This window comes from Nocardioides luteus (assembly GCF_015752315.1).
Lineage (GTDB): Bacteria > Actinomycetota > Actinomycetes > Propionibacteriales > Nocardioidaceae > Nocardioides.
The window spans coordinates 1,817,471-1,833,835 of the sequence record NZ_JADOVJ010000001.1 but is presented as its reverse complement, the minus strand read 5'-3'; the positions used below and the strand labels follow the sequence as shown (position 1 = coordinate 1,833,835).

Below are 16,365 nucleotides of genomic sequence, written 5' to 3'. Positions count from 1 at the left end.
TGAGCGAGATTGATCGATCGGCGAGCAACGCCACCCGACCCCTTGACGCGACGTGATCCCTGACACACACTTAGTCATCCGACCCAATCAAATGACTAACTTCTTTGCCAGAAGGGACCCGGGATGACGCCCAGCAACGCACCAGCCGAGGAGCCGGTCGCCCCGGCGGACGTTCCTTCGGTCGACGGCCTCGACCGGGAGCACCTGAGCCGCAACCAGCTCGTCGGGCTGGCCCTGGCGTCGTACGTCCCGCCCGTCGGGCTGGCCTCGGTCCCGGCCCTGGTGCTGGTCACCGCCGGCAACGGCAGTTGGCTGGGGGCGCTGATCGCCGCGGTCGCGACGAGCCTCGTCGGCCTCTCGGTCATCGCCTTCGCCCGGCGCTACGTGGTCACCGGGTCGCTCTACTCCTACATCCCGCACGTCTTCGGGCCTTGGGCACGCATCCTGGTGGGCGCCACGCTCTTCCTCGGATATGTCGCCCAGATCGGCGCGATCGCCTTCCTGGTCGGCCTCTTCTCCGGCAGCTTCCTGCTCTCCCTCGGCTTCGAGGCGAGCTTCGACGTCGGCGTACAGATGTTGATCTACGGCGTCGCCGTGCTGATCGCCGGGACGCTCGCCTACCGGGGACTGGACACCTCGGTGCGCACCGCGGTCACCTTGGCCGTCATCTCCGTGCCGCTGATGCTGGTCATCACCGTTGCCGCCGCTGCGAGCGCAGGTCTCGACCTCGGCACCCAGCTGTCCCTCGAGGGAGCCACGCCGAGCGGCATCTTCCAGGGGGTCGCCGCAGGCGCTGTGTTCCTCGTCGGCTTCGAGAGCAGCACAGCGCTCGCCGCCGAGACCCGAGACGCACGACGCTCCGTCCCACTCGCCGTCATGTGCGTGCCGGTGGGCCTGGGCGCCCTGTACGTCGTGGCGACCCTGCTGCAGGTGCCCGCCCTCGTCGCCGCGAGCGACGCCCTGGCAACCGGCACCTCCCCCGCTGCCGCACTCGCCGTCGAGGGCGGGCTCGGCAGCACGGTGGCGACCGCGACCGACCTGGTGCTCGCGATCGCCACCTTCGCGGCCCTCATCGGGTTCGTCAACTACGGGTCACGCTTCGTCGCCACCCTCGCAGCCGACGGCCTGCTGCCCGCCCGCGCCGGCCGGATCCACCCACGCCACCACAGCCCCGCGGCCGCCGTCGTCACGATCTGCGTCCTCGGCCTGGGAGCGATCCTGATCATGGTCGCCCTCAATCCCGACAACATCGTCGGCGTCTACAACTCGGTCGCGACGCTCATCGTCTACTTCTGGGTCGTCCCGTACCTGCTCATCTGCGCGGGCGCGCTTCGGCTGCTCCGGCGCGAGGGACGTCTCGGACCGCTCACCGTCATCGGAGCCGTCCTCGGTGCCGCCGCGATGGTCTGGATGTATCTCAACGGCATCGTCAACCCGCCCGCGCCACCGCTCGACGCGATGTCGTACGTCGCGGTCGTGGCCGTGGCCGTGGTGTTCGTCGCGTTCATCGCCGTCGACCGCCTCGCCCACCCCCGTCGTACCACCAGTCACCAGACCCATCACTGAGAAGGAAGTGCAGCAATGAACCAGACCATCGCGACGGAGTACGCCGACATCGTCGTCATCGGCGCCGGCCTCTCCGGCATCGGCGTGGCGAAGCACCTGACGGAGGCGTTCCCCGACAAGGACTTCCTCCTGCTCGAGGCCCGCGCCTCGGTCGGCGGCACCTGGGACCTGTTCCGCTACCCGGGCATCCGCTCCGACGACTCGGTGCACACCTACGGCTACGACTTCAAGCCGTGGCTGCACAAGGAGGCGATCGCTGGCGGCGACCTGATCCGCGGGTACATCCGGGAAACCGTCGACGAGTTCGGTTTGGACAAGAGCCTTCGCCTGGGTCACAAGGTCACCGCTGCCGACTGGTCCAGCGAGGACGCGGAATGGACCCTGCACGTCACCGTGACCGACGAGGCGGGCAACGAGTCCGAGAAGGTCGTCCGGGCCAGGTTCGTCTTCAGCGGCACCGGCTACTACAACTACGACGAGGGCTTCGAGCCACGGTTCGAGGGCCGCGAGGACTTCCGGGGCGACATCCTCCACCCGCAGCACTGGCCCGAGGACTACGACTACAGCGGCAAGCGCGTGGTCATCATCGGCAGCGGTGCGACCGCCGTGACGATGCTCCCCGCGATGCTGACCGGCGATGGCGCAGCCGCCCACGTCACCATGCTCCAGCGCACCCCGAGCTACGTCGCGTCGATGCCCCAGGTGGACAAGATCGCCCAGTTCCTGCTGAAGGTCTTCGGCAAGAAGCTCGGCTACCGCCTCACGCGGTTCAAGAACATCTGGCGCGACCACTTCCTCGTGACGGTTCTGGTGAAGTTCCCGAACTTCGGGCGCAAGCTGCTGCGCAGCATGACCGTCAAGGAGCTGCCGAAGGGGTTCGACGTCGACTCCCACTTCGCACCGCCGTACAACCCCTGGGAGCAGCGCCTCTGCGCGACGCCCGACGGCGACTTCTTCGAGGCGATCCGCAACGGGAGCGCCGACGTCGTGACCGACCAGATCGAGCGGTTCGTCCCCGAGGGCATCCAGCTGTTGTCCGGCAAGACGCTCGAGGCCGACGTCATCGTCACGGCGACCGGCCTGATCATGCAGATGCTGGGCGGCATCCAGCCGACCGTGGACGGCGCCCCGATCAAGATCGCAGACCAGGTGCTGTACCGCGGCGCGCTGATCTCCGGCGTGCCCAACTGGGCGATGATGCTCGGCTTCACCAAGGCGACCTGGACCCTCCGCATCCGCAACGTCGCCACCCTCGCCATCGAGGTGATCCGCGAGATGGACGAGAAGGGCTACGACATCGCCCTGCCCGTCGCGCCGGAGGGCATGCCCAAGCAGGACCTCTTCGATCTCTCGGCCGGCTACATGCAGCGGGCCCGGGCGGAGCTCCCGCGCCAGGGCACCGGTGTCCCCTGGCAGATGCACACGACCTTCGTCAAGGACAACCGACTCTTCAAGGGGAAGCTGCTCCACGAGGACATCCGGTTCTCCGAGAAGCGCTCGACCCCTCACCTGACCAGCGTCGAGGTGGCCTCATGAGCACGGAACACGTCACCTCGAGCCAGCGCCTCCAGCGGGCGTTCCTCGTCTTCCTGAGCCGTCTGCCCGCGAGTCTTCAGCGGATGCTGGCGAGGCCGGCCACGAACGCGGCGGGCGAGACCATGGCGCCCGATGTCGCGCTGCTGATGAAGCTCGGGGAGTCCGGACCGGACTACAGCGACCTTCCCGCAGCCGAGGCCCGGGCCACGACGGAGCGCGACCTGATGCTCTTCGCGTCCCGTATCGAGCCCTGCGCGGTCGAGGAGGAGATCGCGGTCTCGGACGAGGTCCAGCTCACCCGCTACAGCAACGGCACCCCGTCGCGAGGGCTGATCCTCTTCTTCCACGGCGGAGGCTTCGTGATCGGCAGCCGCGCGAGCTACACCGCGCCGGCGCGTATGTTCGCGCACGGCACCGGTGCCGACGTCGTCTCGGTCGAGTACCGCCTGGCGCCGGACGCCCCGTTTCCGGCCGCCCAGGACGACGCGGTCGTGGCCTGGCGGTACGTCGTCGCACACGCTGCGGACTGGGGCGTCGATCCGCACCGCATCGTCGTCGCGGGCGAGAGCGCCGGGGGCAACATCGCCGCCGTCCTGTCGCAGCAGGTGCGGGGCGAGGCCGTGCAGCCCATGGCCCAGGTGCTCATCCAGCCGGTGACCGACCTCGTGGAGCACCGCCCGTCGCAGGACGAGTTCGCCGGATCGCCCGCCCTGTCGGCCAAGCAGGTCGGCTGGTTCGTCCAGAACTATCTCCCGGAGGGGACCGACACGGCGGACCCGCGCGTCTCGCCGTACCGGGCCTCCAGCCTGGCCGGGCTTCCGCCGGCGATCGTCAACCTGGCCGGGTTCGACCCGCTCCACGACGACGGGACGGCCTACGCCACCGCGCTGCTCGAGGCCGGCGTACCGGTCGAGGTCACGCGCGAGGCAGGTCTGGTGCACGGCTACATCTCCTACACCGCGGTCAGCCCGAGCTGCCGGAAGGCGACCGAGCGACTCGTCGCCTCGGTCTCGGCGGCACTCGACCGCACCGAACACATTGCTACGAAAGCGAGCTGACGACATGTCCGCATCACCCGAGCTCCGCGAGGAGACCCATGAGGTCGTCGTGATCGGCGCCGGCATGGCCGGCCTGATGGCCGCGACCACGCTGGCTGACCATGACGTCGTCGTCCTCGAGGCGTCCGATCGTGCGGGCGGCCGCGTCGACACCGTCCGCAAGGGCGACTACTGGATCAACGTCGGCACCCAGTTCACCGAGGGCACCGGTCCGCTGATCGACGCCCTCCACCGACACCGGGTCCCGCTCGGCACCCTGGAGGGGAAATCGGTCGCCCTGAACCTCGGCGGCAAGCAGGTCGACACGTCCAACCCCTTCGCCCTGATGTTCAAGTCGAAGATGACCTGGCGCGACCGCTACGGCCTCGCCGTGGTCGGCGCACGGATCCTGGCGAACGTGCCGTTCCTCGAGATGAGCGAGCACAACCGGTGGGCCAACCGCGTACGCGCCAAGCTCGACCGCCGGCGCGCGGACTTCGTCCTGCGGGGCGTCTCCTCCGACCTCACCCGCGAGATGGTGCGGTCCTGGTCGGGTCAGTGGATGGGCTGTGAGCCCGAGGAGACCGCCGCCCGGCAGTTCGTCTTCTCCATGGGCATCCTGCTCACCGACCCGGAGAAGGTGCCGAACCTGACGCTGCCGGAGGGCGGCAACCAGACGCTGACCGACATCCTCGCCGAGGACCTCGGCGACAGGATCCGGCTCAGCTCGCCGGTGAGCACCGTGGAGTGGACCGATGACGGCGTGGTCGTCGACTATCAGGACGCGGACGGGCCCGTCCGTCTGCGGGCGCGCCGGGCGGTCGTGGCGGTGCCCGCGGACGTCGCGGTCAAGATCATGCCCGGGCTGCCGGCGGCGTACCGGAAAGCCTTCGAGTCGATCCACTACGGCCGCTACGTGGTGGTCGGCTTCTTCACCCACGAGGACGGCACGCCACAGCGCTGGGACGACTTCCTCGCGGTCTCGACCCCGGGTCGCTCGTTCCAGGCGATCTTCAACCACGCCGCCGCCGTACGCCGCGGGGACGTCCGCAAGCCCGGCGGCGCGCTGGCCTGCTTCGCGGGCGGCGCCGAGGCCGACAGGCTCTTCGAGCTCACCGACGAGGAGATCGTCGCGCGGTTCACCGCGGACCTGCTCGCGGTCTACCCGGAGCTCGAGGGCAAGGTCGACGCAGGCATCCTCCGTCGGCACCCGCGGGTCGTGCCGTTCTGGGGACCCGGCGGCCGCGCGTCGCTCGAGACCCTCAAGCAGAACCTCGGGCCGGTCCATCTCGCCGGCGACTACGCCCTCGACATGCCATCGCTGGCCGACGCCGCCGCCTCCGGCGAGCAGGCCGCGCACAAGGTGCTGGCCAGCCTCTCCTCCCACTGACACCACTCCCACACGAAGCCACCGAGGAAGTCACCATGCTGAACCTGTCGATCCTGCTCGAGGAATCGGCCCGCACGTATCCCGACCGCGACGCCCTGGTTCTGGGCTCCACGCGCCTGACGTACAGCCAGGTGGACGCCGCGGCGAACCACGTCGCGAACCTGCTCGTGGAACGCGGGGTCGCGCCCGGCGACAAGGTCGCCCTGATGTGTCCGAACCTGCCGTACTTCTCGATCGTGTACTTCGGCATCCTCAAGGCGGGTGCCGTCGTCGTTCCGCTGAACGTGCTGCTCAAGGCGCGCGAGGTCGCCTACCACCTCGACGACTCCGACGCGAAGGTGCTGTTCGCCTTCGAGGGCACCGCGGAGCTGCCCATCGGCGCCGAGGCCAAGGCCGGGTTCGACCAGGTCGACGCGTGCCGGGAGCTCTTCGTCATCACCGCCGACCCGGCCGCGTCCTCGCCGATCGCGGACACCTTCGCCCAGGCCGTGGCCGGTCAGCCGTCCTCGTTCGAGACCGTCGCCACCGACGAGGACGACACCGCGGTGATCCTCTACACCTCCGGCACGACCGGGCAGCCCAAGGGTGCGGAGCTGCGCCACCGCAACATGCGCGACAACGCGCTGGCGAGCAAGGACCTGTTCAGGTGCGACGCGACCCGGCCGGACACCTACCTCTGCGTGCTGCCGCTGTTCCACTCCTTCGGCCAGACGGTCATCCAGAACGGTGGCTTCGCCTTCGGCGGAACCGTCGTGATGCTGCCCCGGTTCGAGCCGGGTCCTGTCATCGAGACGATGCTGAGGGAGTCGGTGACCGTCTTCGCAGGGGTGCCGACGATGTACTGGGGGCTGCTCGGTGCGCTGGACGGCGACCCCGAGGTGGAAACCCTGGCGAAGCACCTCCGCATGGCGGTCTCCGGCGGCGCAGCGCTTCCGGTCGAGATCCACCGCGAGGTCGAGAAGCGGCTCGGCGTCACGGTGGCCGAGGGGTACGGCCTGTCCGAGACGTCCCCCGTGGCATCGTTCGCACCGTACGGCGAGCCGCCGCGCCCCGGCTCCATCGGCAAGCCGATCCCCGGCGCCGCGATGAAGCTGATCGACCCGGCCTCCTGGGCGGAGATCGAGTGGTCGCCCGACGCGATCGGCGAGATCGCCATCAAGGGCCACAACGTGATGAAGGGCTACTACCGACGCGAGAAGGCGACCGCCGAGGTGATCGACGAGGACGGCTGGTTCCGCACCGGCGACCTCGCCCGGCGCGACGAGGACGGCTTCTACTACATCGTCGACCGGTCCAAGGACCTCATCATCAGAGGCGGTTTCAACGTCTATCCCCGCGAGGTCGAGGAGGTCCTCGTGACCCACCCGGACGTGAGCCTGGCCGCCGTCATCGGCGTACCGCACGAGAGTCACGGGGAGGAGATCAAGGCGTTCGTGATCCTCCAGCCGGGTTCCACCCTCACCGCGGCCGACCTCGTCGCCTGGTCCAAGGCGCAGATGGCCTCGTACAAGTACCCGCGCATCGTCGAGCTCGTCGACAGCCTGCCGATGACCGCCACCGGGAAGATCCTCAAGCGCGAGCTGGCACGGATGACCCAGGCATCGCCACGACACCGGGCCGCCCAGGGATGATCGGGCGGGCCGCCGCGGCAGCATCCGATGGATCAGGTCAGGTCCGGGAAGACCGCGGCGGCTGTCGAGACGCGGACGACGTCGCGGAGGAACCGGGGGCCGACGCGGCGGTCGCCGGCCGAGCGGAGGCGCTTGATGAGCTTGCTCTGGAAGCGGTCGATCTCCTTCTGCTCCAGCGCAGCCCAGTGGTCGCTCGTACGCCGGTGGGGGTCGACGTCGAAGCGCTCGTCGATCGACTCGGCGACGACGGCCAGGGTGGTCGGGAAGACGTCGAGGAGTCGCACCGGCTCGCCATCGACGAGCGGTAGGCACTTCATCGGCCGCGGCCGGGAGAAGTCCGGGTAGGACACGGTCGCCGGGACGACCAGGCCCGGCTGGGCGAGCTCGAGGTCGATGAAGTCGTCGCTGCACCACTCCAGCCGCTTCGGCAGCACGACGGTCACGGTGGCGTCCCGGAGCCGCTCGGCGGACAGCTCGACACCGTCCACGGTCACCCCGCCCGGCCCTCGCCCGGTGCTGATCTCCAGGAGCGCGTTGGCGACGGGGAGCACGAAGTTCCTGGCGTATCCGGCAGCGAGGGCGTTGGCCACCGAGATCTGGGTCAGGGGTGCCTTGAAGAAGGTGGTCACCGGGTTCGCGGTGGCGTTCTCCCCCAGCGCCTCGAAGATCGATCTCACCGCGAGCAACCGCTGCTCGACCGTACGCCGGGACCCCTCGACATCGTCGAGGTCCAGGTCGAGCACGTCGAAGATGCGGCCGGCCGGTGACTCGGCGCTCCGGTCCCGGATGACGACGTCCGGGGTGCCGAGGCCCTGGGCGACGGTGAGCTCGTAGACGACGGCGGGATCGGCGTCGGTGATGTCGGCGACCACGACGTCGGCGAGCTCGAGCTCCTTGAGATCCTCACCGCGCATCCCGGAGGGCTCCGAGACGTACAGGGCGAGGTTCAGCTGCTCGAGCACCGGCCGCAGGATCCGCTCCCGGACGACGTCGCGCTGAGCCTCGGTGGTCGTGCTGGGCTGCAGCAGTACGCAGCGACCGCGCGTCGGTCTCACGGCGGCGCTGACCATCTCCTCCCAGTAGTCGACGATCCGGGCCAGTGGCATCGCGAACGCCTGGCGGCCGCCCTCGGCCTCGACCTGGATGCCGATCACCGCGCCGGCGAGATCGCTGTAGACCGCGGCGCCGCTGAACCCGGTGACCGCCAGGGTCGTCGTCTCGTACTGGAAGTAGTAGGCCCACGAGCTGCTGGTGCGCAGGTAGTTGCCGGCCGGTGTCAGTACGCCCGTACCGCCGCTCTGGGCACTGCGGAGGTTGTCGCCGTAGCCGCGTGCGCGGACCCGACCGTCGGCCTGCGTGACGAGGGTGAAGGGTAGCGGCCGCCGGCCGTTCGGGCGGTCGAGCCTCAGCACCGCGAAGTCCTGCGCGGCGGGCTTGTCGTGGACCGCTGGGATCACGAACGTCGCCCGTTCGTCGGCATCGGCGTCGGGAAACCTCACCCACACCTCGCCCTGCGCGGCGAGCGGCGCCACCACGTGGCCGGCGGTCAGCAGATGACCCTCCTCCGTGCCCAGCCAGGCCGTGCCGATCGTACGTCCGTCCGGACCCGCCAGCACGGCACAGGTCGCCTGTGCGAGGAGCTCCCCGACCTCCATCACGACCGGTCGAAGTCCCAGGTCAGCGTGGCCTTCACCGACCCCTGACCCTGCGCCTTCATCACCCAGACGTCGGCGCCGCTGGTGAACGAGAACGCCAGCTCCAGCGACACCGTGCTGGGCCCGTCGGGCGAGGCCGCGAGCGCGCTGCCGAGGTCCGCCGCGACGTCCTGGAGTACCCGTTTGAGCGAGCCGTAGGCGTCCTCGATCCGGCTGCTGGTCTCGGTGGTGCCGAACTCGTCGGTGACCCCGCCGACCGCTGTGCCCGGGCCGTCGTCCGACGACTCGATCAGGATCCTCGACGTGCCGATCTGAACCGGCGTGTAGTCCAACGCTCTCCTCCTCGTGGATCGAACCCACGCAACCGTAGAGGAGCCGCGGGTGACGCGTAAGGGGTTTCGCGATGCTCCCAGTACGGTTGGCGCGTGATCGACGTACCTGCCGGTGGCACCCTCACGATCGGCGCTCCCAGCCTGGTCCTCCTCGTCGGCCCGTCGGGCTCGGGCAAGTCGACCTTCGCCAAGCGGATCTTCGGTCCGTACGAGGTCGTCTCAAGCGACCACTGCCGCGCCCTCATCGCCGACTCCGAGGAGGACCAGTCGGTCACGCCGCAGGCCTTCGACCTCGTCCGCTACATCGCTCAGGCGCGTCTGGAGGCCGGCCGGATCGCGGTCATCGACGCCACCAACGTCCACGCGCACGCCCGCCGTCGCAACCTCGAGCTCGCCGAGAAGACCGGGGTCGAGATCGTCGCCCTCGCCCTCGACGTCCCGCTCGAGGACTGCCTGGCGCGCAACGCCTCACGGGTGGGCCGCGTCGTCCCCGAGGCTGCCATCCGGGAGCAGCGGGCTGACATGGACACGACCCTGGCCCGCCTCGACGGGGAGGGATTCAGCCGCGTCTATCGCCTCGACGTCGCGGCGATGGCATCGGTCAGGCTGATCCGCCACCAGGAATGACACCGCCGGACTCGCCCGGCGCCGGGACCTACTCGCTCGCCGCGAGGAAATCGCGAAGCGCGAGAGGCTCGCGCCCGGTGAGGGTCGCCACGGCGCTGCTCACTCCGTCGAGCTCACCTGCGGCGATGGCGGTGTAGGTGGAGACCCAGGCGTCGTACTGCCAGTCGGGCGCCTCCCATCGGCGACGCGAGGCATAGGCCTCCTCGATCGTCTCGTCGTGATAGCGCACCTCACGCCCACGATGCTCGGAGAGGATGTCGGCGACCTCGCTCATGGTGAGCGCCTCGGGCCCGGTGAGGTCGTAGGTGAGCCCGCGGTGGCGCTGGGGCGCGCTGAGCGCCGCCACGGCGGAGCGTGCGACGTCTGCCCGTGCGACCGGCGCGAAGCGGCCGTTGCCGGCCGGACCCCGGATGACGCCGTCCTCACCGACCAGGGAGGGCAGGAAGTCGAGGTAGAAGTTGTCGCGCAGCAGGGTGTAGCCCATCCCGCTCGTCTTGATCCGCTCCTCGGTCGCGAAGTGGTCGCGCGCGAGCGTGAAGATCGCGTCCGGCGCGGCGCCGAAGAAGGAGGTGTAGACGATGTGCTCGACCCCGGCCGCCGCGGCGGCGTCGACGAAGGTGAGGTGCTGCTCCAGGCGGTCCGCCGATTCGGAGGCCGAGACCATGAGCACGGTCTGAACACCGTCAAGAGCCGCCAGCGCAGCCTCTCTGTCGCCGTAGGTGACCGCGAACGCCTCGGCTCCGGGGACCTCAGGAGCCCTGGCGGTGTCGCGGACCAGGAGACGGAGCGCGGCGCCGGAGCCGCCGAGCGCGCGGGCGACGTGACCGCCGACGAAGCCGGTGGCGCCGGTGACCGCGATGGTGGGGCGGGTCGTCATTCCGCCTGATCCCGCAGCGCGGCGAGGGCCTCGTCGGCGTGGATCTCGGCCTTGAGCATGCCCTCGATGACGGCCTTGATCCGGCCGTCGGTCCCGATCGCGAAGGTCGTACGCTGCAGCGGCCCGAGCTTGCCGAGGAGGCTGGGCTTCACGCCGTAGAGGTCGGCGACGGAGCCGGCGGGGTCGGAGAGGACGGGGTAGTCGAGGTCGTGGTTGGCGGCGAAGCCGGCCTGCTTCTCCACGCTGTCCTTGCTGATCCCGAGCCGGTGGGCGCCGAGCGCCTCGAACTCCCCGGCGAGGTCGCGGAAGTAGCAGGCCTCCTTCGTGCACACCGGCGTCTCGGCGGCCGGGTAGAAGAAGAGCACCACCGGACCCTTCTCGAGGAGCGGGGCGAGGGAGACGGACGTACCGTCCTGGGCGGGGAGCGTGAAGTCGGGCGCGACGGCACCGGTCTCGAGCGGCATGGCGTCAACCTACTCCGCAGGTCCACACCGCCTTGGCCGGATACTGGGTGCCGACGAAGTCCGCCGCCCCCAGGAGTCCCAGATGCCCTCGACGAGCCCGCTCGCCACCCTGATCGCCCCGACCGGCGCGCTCCGCGTGGTCATCAACCTCGGCAACCCGGTCCTCGCCCAGGGCACGGCCGCGGAGCCCCGCGGTGTCACGGTCGCCATCGCGAGGTCCGTCGCCGAGTGGCTCGGCGTCGCGCTCGAGCTGCACTGCGTGGACGCCGCCCGCGACTCCTATGCCGCGATCACCGAGGGCCGCGTCGACCTCTGCTTCCTCGCCAACGAGCCGGCACGGGAGGAGGGCGTCGTCTTCACCGCTCCCTACGTGCTCATCGAGGGCGTCTACGTCACCGACGCCGACTCGCCGCTCACCGGCGCCGACGACGTCGACCGCGACGGCGTACGCGTCGGTGTTCGCGAGGGCTCGGCCTACGACCTCTTCCTGACCCGCAGCCTCCGGCACGCGGAGGTGGTCCGCGCCGACGAGGCCACCGACGTCTTCGAGGAGCAGGGGCTCGACGCCGCTGCGGGCGTCCGCCAGCCGATGGAGGAGTACGTCGCCGCGACCGGCCGCCGCATCCTGGAGCCCGCGTTCATGGAGATCCGCCAGTCCGTCGGCCTGCCCCGTGGGCTCGATGAGGACGCCGTGGCCGCGGTCGCGGCGTACGTCGAGGAGCTCAAGGCCTCCGGGTTCGTGCGCGATGAGCTGCTCGCCAGCGGCGTCGAGGCCACCGTCGCGCCCGCGGAGCCCATGACCGCCTGATTTCCGCCGTTCCCGCGCACCGACGCGCCGGGGAGGGCACTATGGCGGGCATGCCAGCCAGCCCGACCCTCCCGCTCGGGGTGCGCATCGGCTACGGCTCCGGGTCCGTGGCCACCGGGACGTTCGGCACGATCCCGGGCCTGATGCTGCTCCCCTACCTGACCGACAGCCTCGGGATCGCCGCCCTGGCGGCCGGGTTCATCGTGTTCGCGCCGAAGGCGTGGGACGTCGTGCTCAACCCGATCGCCGGCCGGATCAGCGACCGGACGGTGGATCCGCGGGGCCCGCGGCGTCCCTGGCTGCGCCGCGCCGGGATCGCGCTGGCGGCGACGTTCGCGCTGCTGTTCGCGGCGCCGTCGATGGCGACCGGGCTCGAGGCGCTCTGGGTGCTGACGATGTTCCTGGCCTGCGCGACGGCGTACGCGTTCTTCCAGGTGCCCTACGTCGCCATGCCGGCCGAGCTGACCGAGTCCTACGACGAGCGCACCCGGCTGATGACCTGGCGGGTCGCGATCCTGGCCCTGACCATCCTGCTCGCCGGTGCCACCGCGCCGATGATCCGCGACGCCGTCGGCGGCCGCGACGGCTACCGCGTCATGAGTGTGGTGATGGCGGCGCTCATCCTGGCCGGGGTGCTCAGTGCGTACGCCGGCACCCGCCGGGCGCCGGTCCACACCGTCCAGCCGGGCGCGGGCACACTGCGCGACCAGCTCCGGATCGTGGCGGCGGCGCCGGACTTCCGGCGGCTGCTCATCACGTTCGTGATCCAGGCCGTCGCCTTCGGCGCGATGCTGGCGGGCGTCGACTACCTGGCCGGCGACGTGCTTGGCCGTGCGGGCGCGGCGACGGTGCTGTTCGTCTGCTTCGTCGGCCCCGCGCTTCTGCTCACGCCCGCGTGGGCAGCGCTCGGCGCGAGGATCGGCAAGAAGAACGGGTACGTCGCCGCCTCCCTCGTCCTCGCCCTCGGCGCGCTCCTCGCCGCGACCGCCCAGATCGCGCCGGTGGCCCTGGTCTACGCCGCGGTGGTGCTGGTCGGGGTCGGGTACGCCGGGTGCCAGGTCTTCCCGATGGCGATGCTCCCCGACGCGGCCGCCGTCGACGCCCGGCGCAGCGGCTCGAGCAGGATCGGCGTCTACACCGGCGTCTGGACCGCCGGCGAGACCCTCGGGCTGGCGCTCGGTCCCGGTGTCTTCGCGGTGGTGCTCGCGCTCGGTGGCTACCGGTCCTCGATCGTCGCCGACATCGTCCAGCCCGACTCGGCCCTGACCGCGATCACGCTCGGCTTCTCGGTGCTGCCGGCGTTCCTGGTCCTCCTCAGCCTGCTGTGGCTGCGGCGCTACTCGCTCACCGCCGACGACGTCGAAGGAACCGTGACCGTATGACCGACGCCCTGACCCGACTCCGCGAGATGCAGTCCGCCGATCTGCCGGTGCACGGCGGCCGCACCCTCGCCTACGTCTACGACTCCGGGCTGCCCGACATCGACCGGATCGGCCGCGAGGCGGTGGCGGCCTACGCCGGCTCCAACGGCCTGGACCCGACCGCCTTCCCGAGCCTGCTCCGGATGGAGAACGAGGTGGTCGGCATGGCCGCCGATCTGCTCGACGCCCCGGACACCGTCGTCGGGACGGTCACGTCCGGCGGCACGGAGTCGGTGCTGCTCGCGGTGCAGACCGCACGCGACGCGCAGCCCGGGATCGCGCGGCCCCGGATGGTGCTGCCGGCGACCGCCCACGCCGCCTTCCACAAGGCCGCGCACTACTTCGGCGTCGAGCCGGTGCTGGTGCCGGTCGGTCCCGACCTCCGGGCAGATCCGGCGGCGATGGCCGCGGCGATGGACGAGCGCACGGTGCTGGTGGTCGCCTCGGCGCCGTCCTACGCGCATGGAGTCGTCGACCCGGTCACCGCGATCGCGGCGGCCGCGGCCGAGCGCGGCATCCGCTGCCATGTCGACGCGTGCATCGGCGGCTGGGTGCTGCCCTATGCCGCGCGGCTGGGGCGTGACGTACCGGCCTGGACGTTCGCGGTCGAGGGCGTCACCTCGATCTCCGTCGACCTGCACAAGTACGCCTACGCTCCGAAGGGCACCTCGGTGCTGTTGCACCGCAGCCCTGAGCTGCGCCGGCCCCAGTTCTTCGCCTCGGCCGCCTGGCCGGGCTACACCATGCTCAACTCCACGATGCAGTCGACGAAGTCGGGCGGGCCGCTGGCCGGCGCCTGGGCGGTGATGCGGTCGTTGGGCGACAAGGGCTACGAGCGGCTCGCCCGCGACGTCTTCGAGGCGGTGGACCGGATCCGCGACGGCATCGCGGACACCAAGGAGCTCGCCGTGGTCAGCACGCCCGACTCCACGCTCCTCGCTCTCACCACCGACGGGAGCTGCGACCCGTTCACGGTCTGCGACGAGATGGCGGCGCGCGGCTGGTACGTCCAGCCGCAGATGTCCTACGCCGGCTCCCCCGCCACGATCCACCTGTCGGTGAGCGCCGCGACGCTTCCCCACGTCGAGGAGCTGCTCGCGGCTCTGGCCGAGTCGGTGGCGGCGGCGGTCGCCTCAGGCCCGGTCACCGTCGACCCCGGCGTCGCGGCCTTCATCGCAGAGCTCGACCCGCTCGCCCTCTCCGAGGACGACTTCGACGGCCTGCTGCTCGCCGCCGGGCTCATCGGCACCGGTGGCGAGCAGGGCGACCTGGCCCTCCCGCAGCGGATGGCCGAGGTCAACGCGATGCTCGACCTGGCCACCCCTGCGCTGCGCGAGGCGCTGCTCGTCGCCTTCCTGGACCGGTTGACCCGGCCTAGGCGGACCTGAGCCGGCGCTTCCTCCGGGCCAGCATCAGGATCACGCCGGCAACGATCGCGGCGACGATGCCGCCTCGGATCTGCACGTCCCGGGACCGGGCCGCCGCCTGCGTACGCTCCTTGACCTCGTGGGCCTTCTCCTTGCTGCGCGTCTTCGCGTCCAGCCGCGCGGCGAGCTCGTCCAGGGTGTCGGCCATCTCGTGGCGCGTGGTGTCGAGGTCGGCCTCGACAGCAGCGATACTCGCGTGGTCACCCGTCGCGGCGGGTCGGGAGGTGTTGTGCGTCATGGCGTCCTCCTTGCGATGCGGTCCTCGGCTCGACGGTGGTGCCGGACGGCCTCCACGTCTCGCCTGAGGTTCTCGGTGGCGCGTTCGGGCTTCATCGGGACCCCCTCGGAGACCTGCTTCTTCCCGAACACGGCGATGCCGCCGGCGATGGCCAGCAGGACGACTCCGACCAGCAACGCTGCCAGCCAGGCGTCCATGACCAGTGCCAGGGCGAGGATCGCGGTGGCGATCAGCGCCCCGACGCCGTACAGCGCCACCAGACCGGCTGCGCCGAACGCGCCGGCCCCCTTGCCGGTGTGCTTGGCCTTCTCGGTCAGCTCGAGACGGGCGAGCTCGAACTCGCCGCGTACGAGACTGGACATCTCCTCCGAGAGCCTCGAGACCAGCTCACCCATGGATGCGTCGGTCTGGTGAAGCGTCACGACTCCCACCCCTTCGGCATGTCCGTCACCGGGTCGGTGGTGGTCGGGTGCGGGACACTCGCCGTCGTCTGGGTGGTCGGGGTGGATGCCGAGGACGGCGTGGTGTCGCCGGGCATCTTCTCCTGGACGGTGTGCTTGGCGGAAGCCGCCTTCTCCTTGGCGACGAACCCGGCGCGGTGTGCCTTGTCCTGCACCCGCGGGTCGTGCCACAGCTCCTGTGCCTTGGCTGCGATGGCGTCGTAGCGCTCACGTCCGGCGCGAGCGCCCAGGACGTAGCCGATGCCAAAGGCAGTCATCAACGCTGGTTTCTTGAACATGTGCTCCTCCTCATCGCTTACACCTGGCCGGTACCCAGGCGCCGCGAAGTTAGACAGGGCTCATGCACAGGGGGCGGCGGCTCGCGCCTCGCCCGCCTCCTGGTAGCTCCCGCGGACGTGGACCAGGTCGCCCTCCGGCTCCAGCGCCGCCGGGCCCAGGAGCGACCGGACGACGTCCAGCATCCTCAGGTTGTCGGCCTGCACGTCGCCGGTGAGGACGTCGATGCCCCGCCGGCCCGCCAGGCGGGCCAGCTCGCGCAGCATCCGCGCCCCCAGGCCGCGGCCCTGCCAGGCGTCCTCCACGAGCACCGCCACCTCCGCGGCGGCAGGGTCGTCGGCGCAACGGTGATAGCGGGCCACGGCGATCACCTCACCGCCGGCGACGGCGACCAGGGCGTCGTGGTCGCGGTGGTCGACGTCGACGAGGTAGCGCCGGAGCTTGAGCGAGAGCCGCCGGATCGGGGCGTGGAAGCGGCGGTAGATGGTCTCCTCGGACAGGCGCCCCCACATCCGTTCGAAGGCGGCCAGGTCCTCGGACCGCACCGGTCGCGTGGCGACCGCCGGCATCGCGACAAGGAGTTCTGAGTTCATATTTCGAACTCTCCTCCCGGCACGCT

17 protein-coding genes are annotated in these 16,365 nt (G+C 70.6%); 9 read left to right on the top strand and 8 right to left on the bottom strand.

All coding sequences use genetic code 11. From position 1 onward, the window contains the following. The first annotated feature begins 123 nt into the window (after positions 1–123). Genes HD557_RS08790 through HD557_RS08770 form a run of 5 tightly spaced genes read left to right on the top strand, consistent with a single transcriptional unit; the run spans position 124 to position 7,160 of the window. Positions 124–1,566: an APC family permease gene (locus tag HD557_RS08790; RefSeq protein ID WP_196873606.1), complete on the top strand. Its 1,443-nt coding sequence runs from the start codon at positions 124–126 to the stop codon at positions 1,564–1,566. 15 nt (positions 1,567–1,581) lie between these two features. Further along, a complete protein-coding gene (locus tag HD557_RS08785; RefSeq protein ID WP_196873605.1) occupies positions 1,582–3,102 on the top strand; it encodes a flavin-containing monooxygenase in 1,521 nt (506 codons plus the stop codon). Further along, positions 3,099–4,160 (top strand): alpha/beta hydrolase, encoded by a 1,062-nt coding sequence (locus tag HD557_RS08780; RefSeq protein WP_196873604.1) that lies wholly within the window; start codon positions 3,099–3,101, stop codon positions 4,158–4,160. The genes HD557_RS08785 and HD557_RS08780 overlap by 4 nt, the downstream gene beginning before the upstream one ends. Before the next feature lie 4 nt (positions 4,161–4,164). Beyond that, positions 4,165–5,529, top strand: coding sequence for a flavin monoamine oxidase family protein (locus HD557_RS08775; protein ID WP_196873603.1), 1,365 nt, complete (start codon positions 4,165–4,167; stop codon positions 5,527–5,529). A 35-nt stretch (positions 5,530–5,564) separates the two neighbouring features. Further along, a complete protein-coding gene (locus HD557_RS08770) occupies positions 5,565–7,160 on the top strand; it encodes a long-chain-fatty-acid--CoA ligase (protein ID WP_196873602.1) in 1,596 nt (531 codons plus the stop codon). A 32-nt stretch (positions 7,161–7,192) separates the two neighbouring features. Here the strand turns inward: HD557_RS08770 and HD557_RS08765 are convergent, their stop codons facing one another. Beyond that, complete coding sequence (locus HD557_RS08765; protein WP_196873601.1) at positions 7,193–8,815, bottom strand: STING domain-containing protein; 1,623 nt, start codon at positions 8,813–8,815, stop codon at positions 7,193–7,195. Continuing rightward, on the bottom strand, positions 8,815–9,147 hold the full coding sequence (locus HD557_RS08760; protein ID WP_196873600.1) for a CU044_2847 family protein: 333 nt from the start codon (positions 9,145–9,147) through the stop codon (positions 8,815–8,817). The genes HD557_RS08765 and HD557_RS08760 overlap by 1 nt, the downstream gene beginning before the upstream one ends. A gap of 93 nt (positions 9,148–9,240) precedes the next feature. Between HD557_RS08760 and HD557_RS08755 the strand changes: the two genes are divergently transcribed. Continuing rightward, positions 9,241–9,774, top strand: coding sequence for an AAA family ATPase (locus HD557_RS08755; protein ID WP_196873599.1), 534 nt, complete (start codon positions 9,241–9,243; stop codon positions 9,772–9,774). A gap of 28 nt (positions 9,775–9,802) precedes the next feature. On the opposite strand, the gene HD557_RS08750 is transcribed toward HD557_RS08755, so the two are convergent. Next, positions 9,803–10,651: an SDR family oxidoreductase gene (locus tag HD557_RS08750; protein ID WP_196873598.1), complete on the bottom strand. Its 849-nt coding sequence runs from the start codon at positions 10,649–10,651 to the stop codon at positions 9,803–9,805. Next, positions 10,648–11,115, bottom strand: coding sequence for a peroxiredoxin (locus tag HD557_RS08745; protein WP_196873597.1), 468 nt, complete (start codon positions 11,113–11,115; stop codon positions 10,648–10,650). Before HD557_RS08745 ends, HD557_RS08750 begins: the two co-directional genes overlap by 4 nt. Positions 11,116–11,197: 82 nt before the next feature. Between HD557_RS08745 and HD557_RS08740 the strand changes: the two genes are divergently transcribed. The 3 genes from HD557_RS08740 to HD557_RS08730 are packed head-to-tail and all read left to right on the top strand — an operon-like array spanning position 11,198 to position 14,732. Then, positions 11,198–11,923 carry a transporter substrate-binding domain-containing protein gene (locus tag HD557_RS08740; RefSeq protein WP_196873596.1) on the top strand — a complete coding sequence of 242 codons (726 nt, stop codon included), beginning with the start codon at positions 11,198–11,200 and terminating at the stop codon, positions 11,921–11,923. A 50-nt stretch (positions 11,924–11,973) separates the two neighbouring features. Then, complete coding sequence (locus tag HD557_RS08735; RefSeq protein WP_231380235.1) at positions 11,974–13,305, top strand: MFS transporter; 1,332 nt, start codon at positions 11,974–11,976, stop codon at positions 13,303–13,305. Next, complete coding sequence (locus tag HD557_RS08730) at positions 13,302–14,732, top strand: pyridoxal phosphate-dependent decarboxylase family protein (RefSeq protein ID WP_196873594.1); 1,431 nt, start codon at positions 13,302–13,304, stop codon at positions 14,730–14,732. The genes HD557_RS08735 and HD557_RS08730 overlap by 4 nt, the downstream gene beginning before the upstream one ends. Here HD557_RS08730 and HD557_RS08725 read toward each other — a convergent pair. From HD557_RS08725 to HD557_RS08710, 4 genes are read right to left on the bottom strand one after another with little or no spacing between them, the layout of a single operon-like run. Next, the gene (locus HD557_RS08725; protein ID WP_196873593.1) at positions 14,719–15,009 is read right to left on the bottom strand and encodes a DUF3618 domain-containing protein; all 291 of its coding nucleotides are present in this window, start codon (positions 15,007–15,009) and stop codon (positions 14,719–14,721) included. The two genes, HD557_RS08730 and HD557_RS08725, sit on opposite strands and share 14 nt — an antisense overlap. Next, positions 15,006–15,431 (bottom strand): phage holin family protein, encoded by a 426-nt coding sequence (locus tag HD557_RS08720; protein WP_307785568.1) that lies wholly within the window; start codon positions 15,429–15,431, stop codon positions 15,006–15,008. Before HD557_RS08720 ends, HD557_RS08725 begins: the two co-directional genes overlap by 4 nt. Further along, entirely contained in the window at positions 15,428–15,748 is a 321-nt protein-coding gene (locus HD557_RS08715; protein WP_008357624.1) for a hypothetical protein, read from the bottom strand. The genes HD557_RS08720 and HD557_RS08715 overlap by 4 nt, the downstream gene beginning before the upstream one ends. Before the next feature lie 60 nt (positions 15,749–15,808). Then, entirely contained in the window at positions 15,809–16,339 is a 531-nt protein-coding gene (locus HD557_RS08710; RefSeq protein WP_008357625.1) for a GNAT family N-acetyltransferase, read from the bottom strand. Positions 16,340–16,365 lie beyond the last annotated feature (26 nt).

Bases quoted from the DNA above. Each gene is read 5' to 3' on its own strand.
- HD557_RS08745 (WP_196873597.1), bottom strand. From the start codon at position 11,115: ATGCCGCTCGAGACCGGTGCCGTCGCGCCCGACTTCACGCTCCCCGCC.
- HD557_RS08775 (WP_196873603.1), top strand. From the start codon at position 4,165: ATGTCCGCATCACCCGAGCTCCGCGAGGAGACCCATGAGGTCGTCGTG.
- HD557_RS08715 (WP_008357624.1), bottom strand. From the start codon at position 15,748: ATGTTCAAGAAACCAGCGTTGATGACTGCCTTTGGCATCGGCTACGTC.
- HD557_RS08765 (WP_196873601.1), bottom strand. From the start codon at position 8,815: ATGGAGGTCGGGGAGCTCCTCGCACAGGCGACCTGTGCCGTGCTGGCG.
- HD557_RS08735 (WP_231380235.1), top strand. From the start codon at position 11,974: ATGCCAGCCAGCCCGACCCTCCCGCTCGGGGTGCGCATCGGCTACGGC.
- HD557_RS08725 (WP_196873593.1), bottom strand. From the start codon at position 15,009: ATGACGCACAACACCTCCCGACCCGCCGCGACGGGTGACCACGCGAGT.
- HD557_RS08710 (WP_008357625.1), bottom strand. From the start codon at position 16,339: ATGAACTCAGAACTCCTTGTCGCGATGCCGGCGGTCGCCACGCGACCG.
- HD557_RS08790 (WP_196873606.1), top strand. From the start codon at position 124: ATGACGCCCAGCAACGCACCAGCCGAGGAGCCGGTCGCCCCGGCGGAC.
- HD557_RS08740 (WP_196873596.1), top strand. From the start codon at position 11,198: ATGCCCTCGACGAGCCCGCTCGCCACCCTGATCGCCCCGACCGGCGCG.
- HD557_RS08785 (WP_196873605.1), top strand. From the start codon at position 1,582: ATGAACCAGACCATCGCGACGGAGTACGCCGACATCGTCGTCATCGGC.
- HD557_RS08730 (WP_196873594.1), top strand. From the start codon at position 13,302: ATGACCGACGCCCTGACCCGACTCCGCGAGATGCAGTCCGCCGATCTG.
- HD557_RS08750 (WP_196873598.1), bottom strand. From the start codon at position 10,651: ATGACGACCCGCCCCACCATCGCGGTCACCGGCGCCACCGGCTTCGTC.
- HD557_RS08780 (WP_196873604.1), top strand. From the start codon at position 3,099: ATGAGCACGGAACACGTCACCTCGAGCCAGCGCCTCCAGCGGGCGTTC.
- HD557_RS08770 (WP_196873602.1), top strand. From the start codon at position 5,565: ATGCTGAACCTGTCGATCCTGCTCGAGGAATCGGCCCGCACGTATCCC.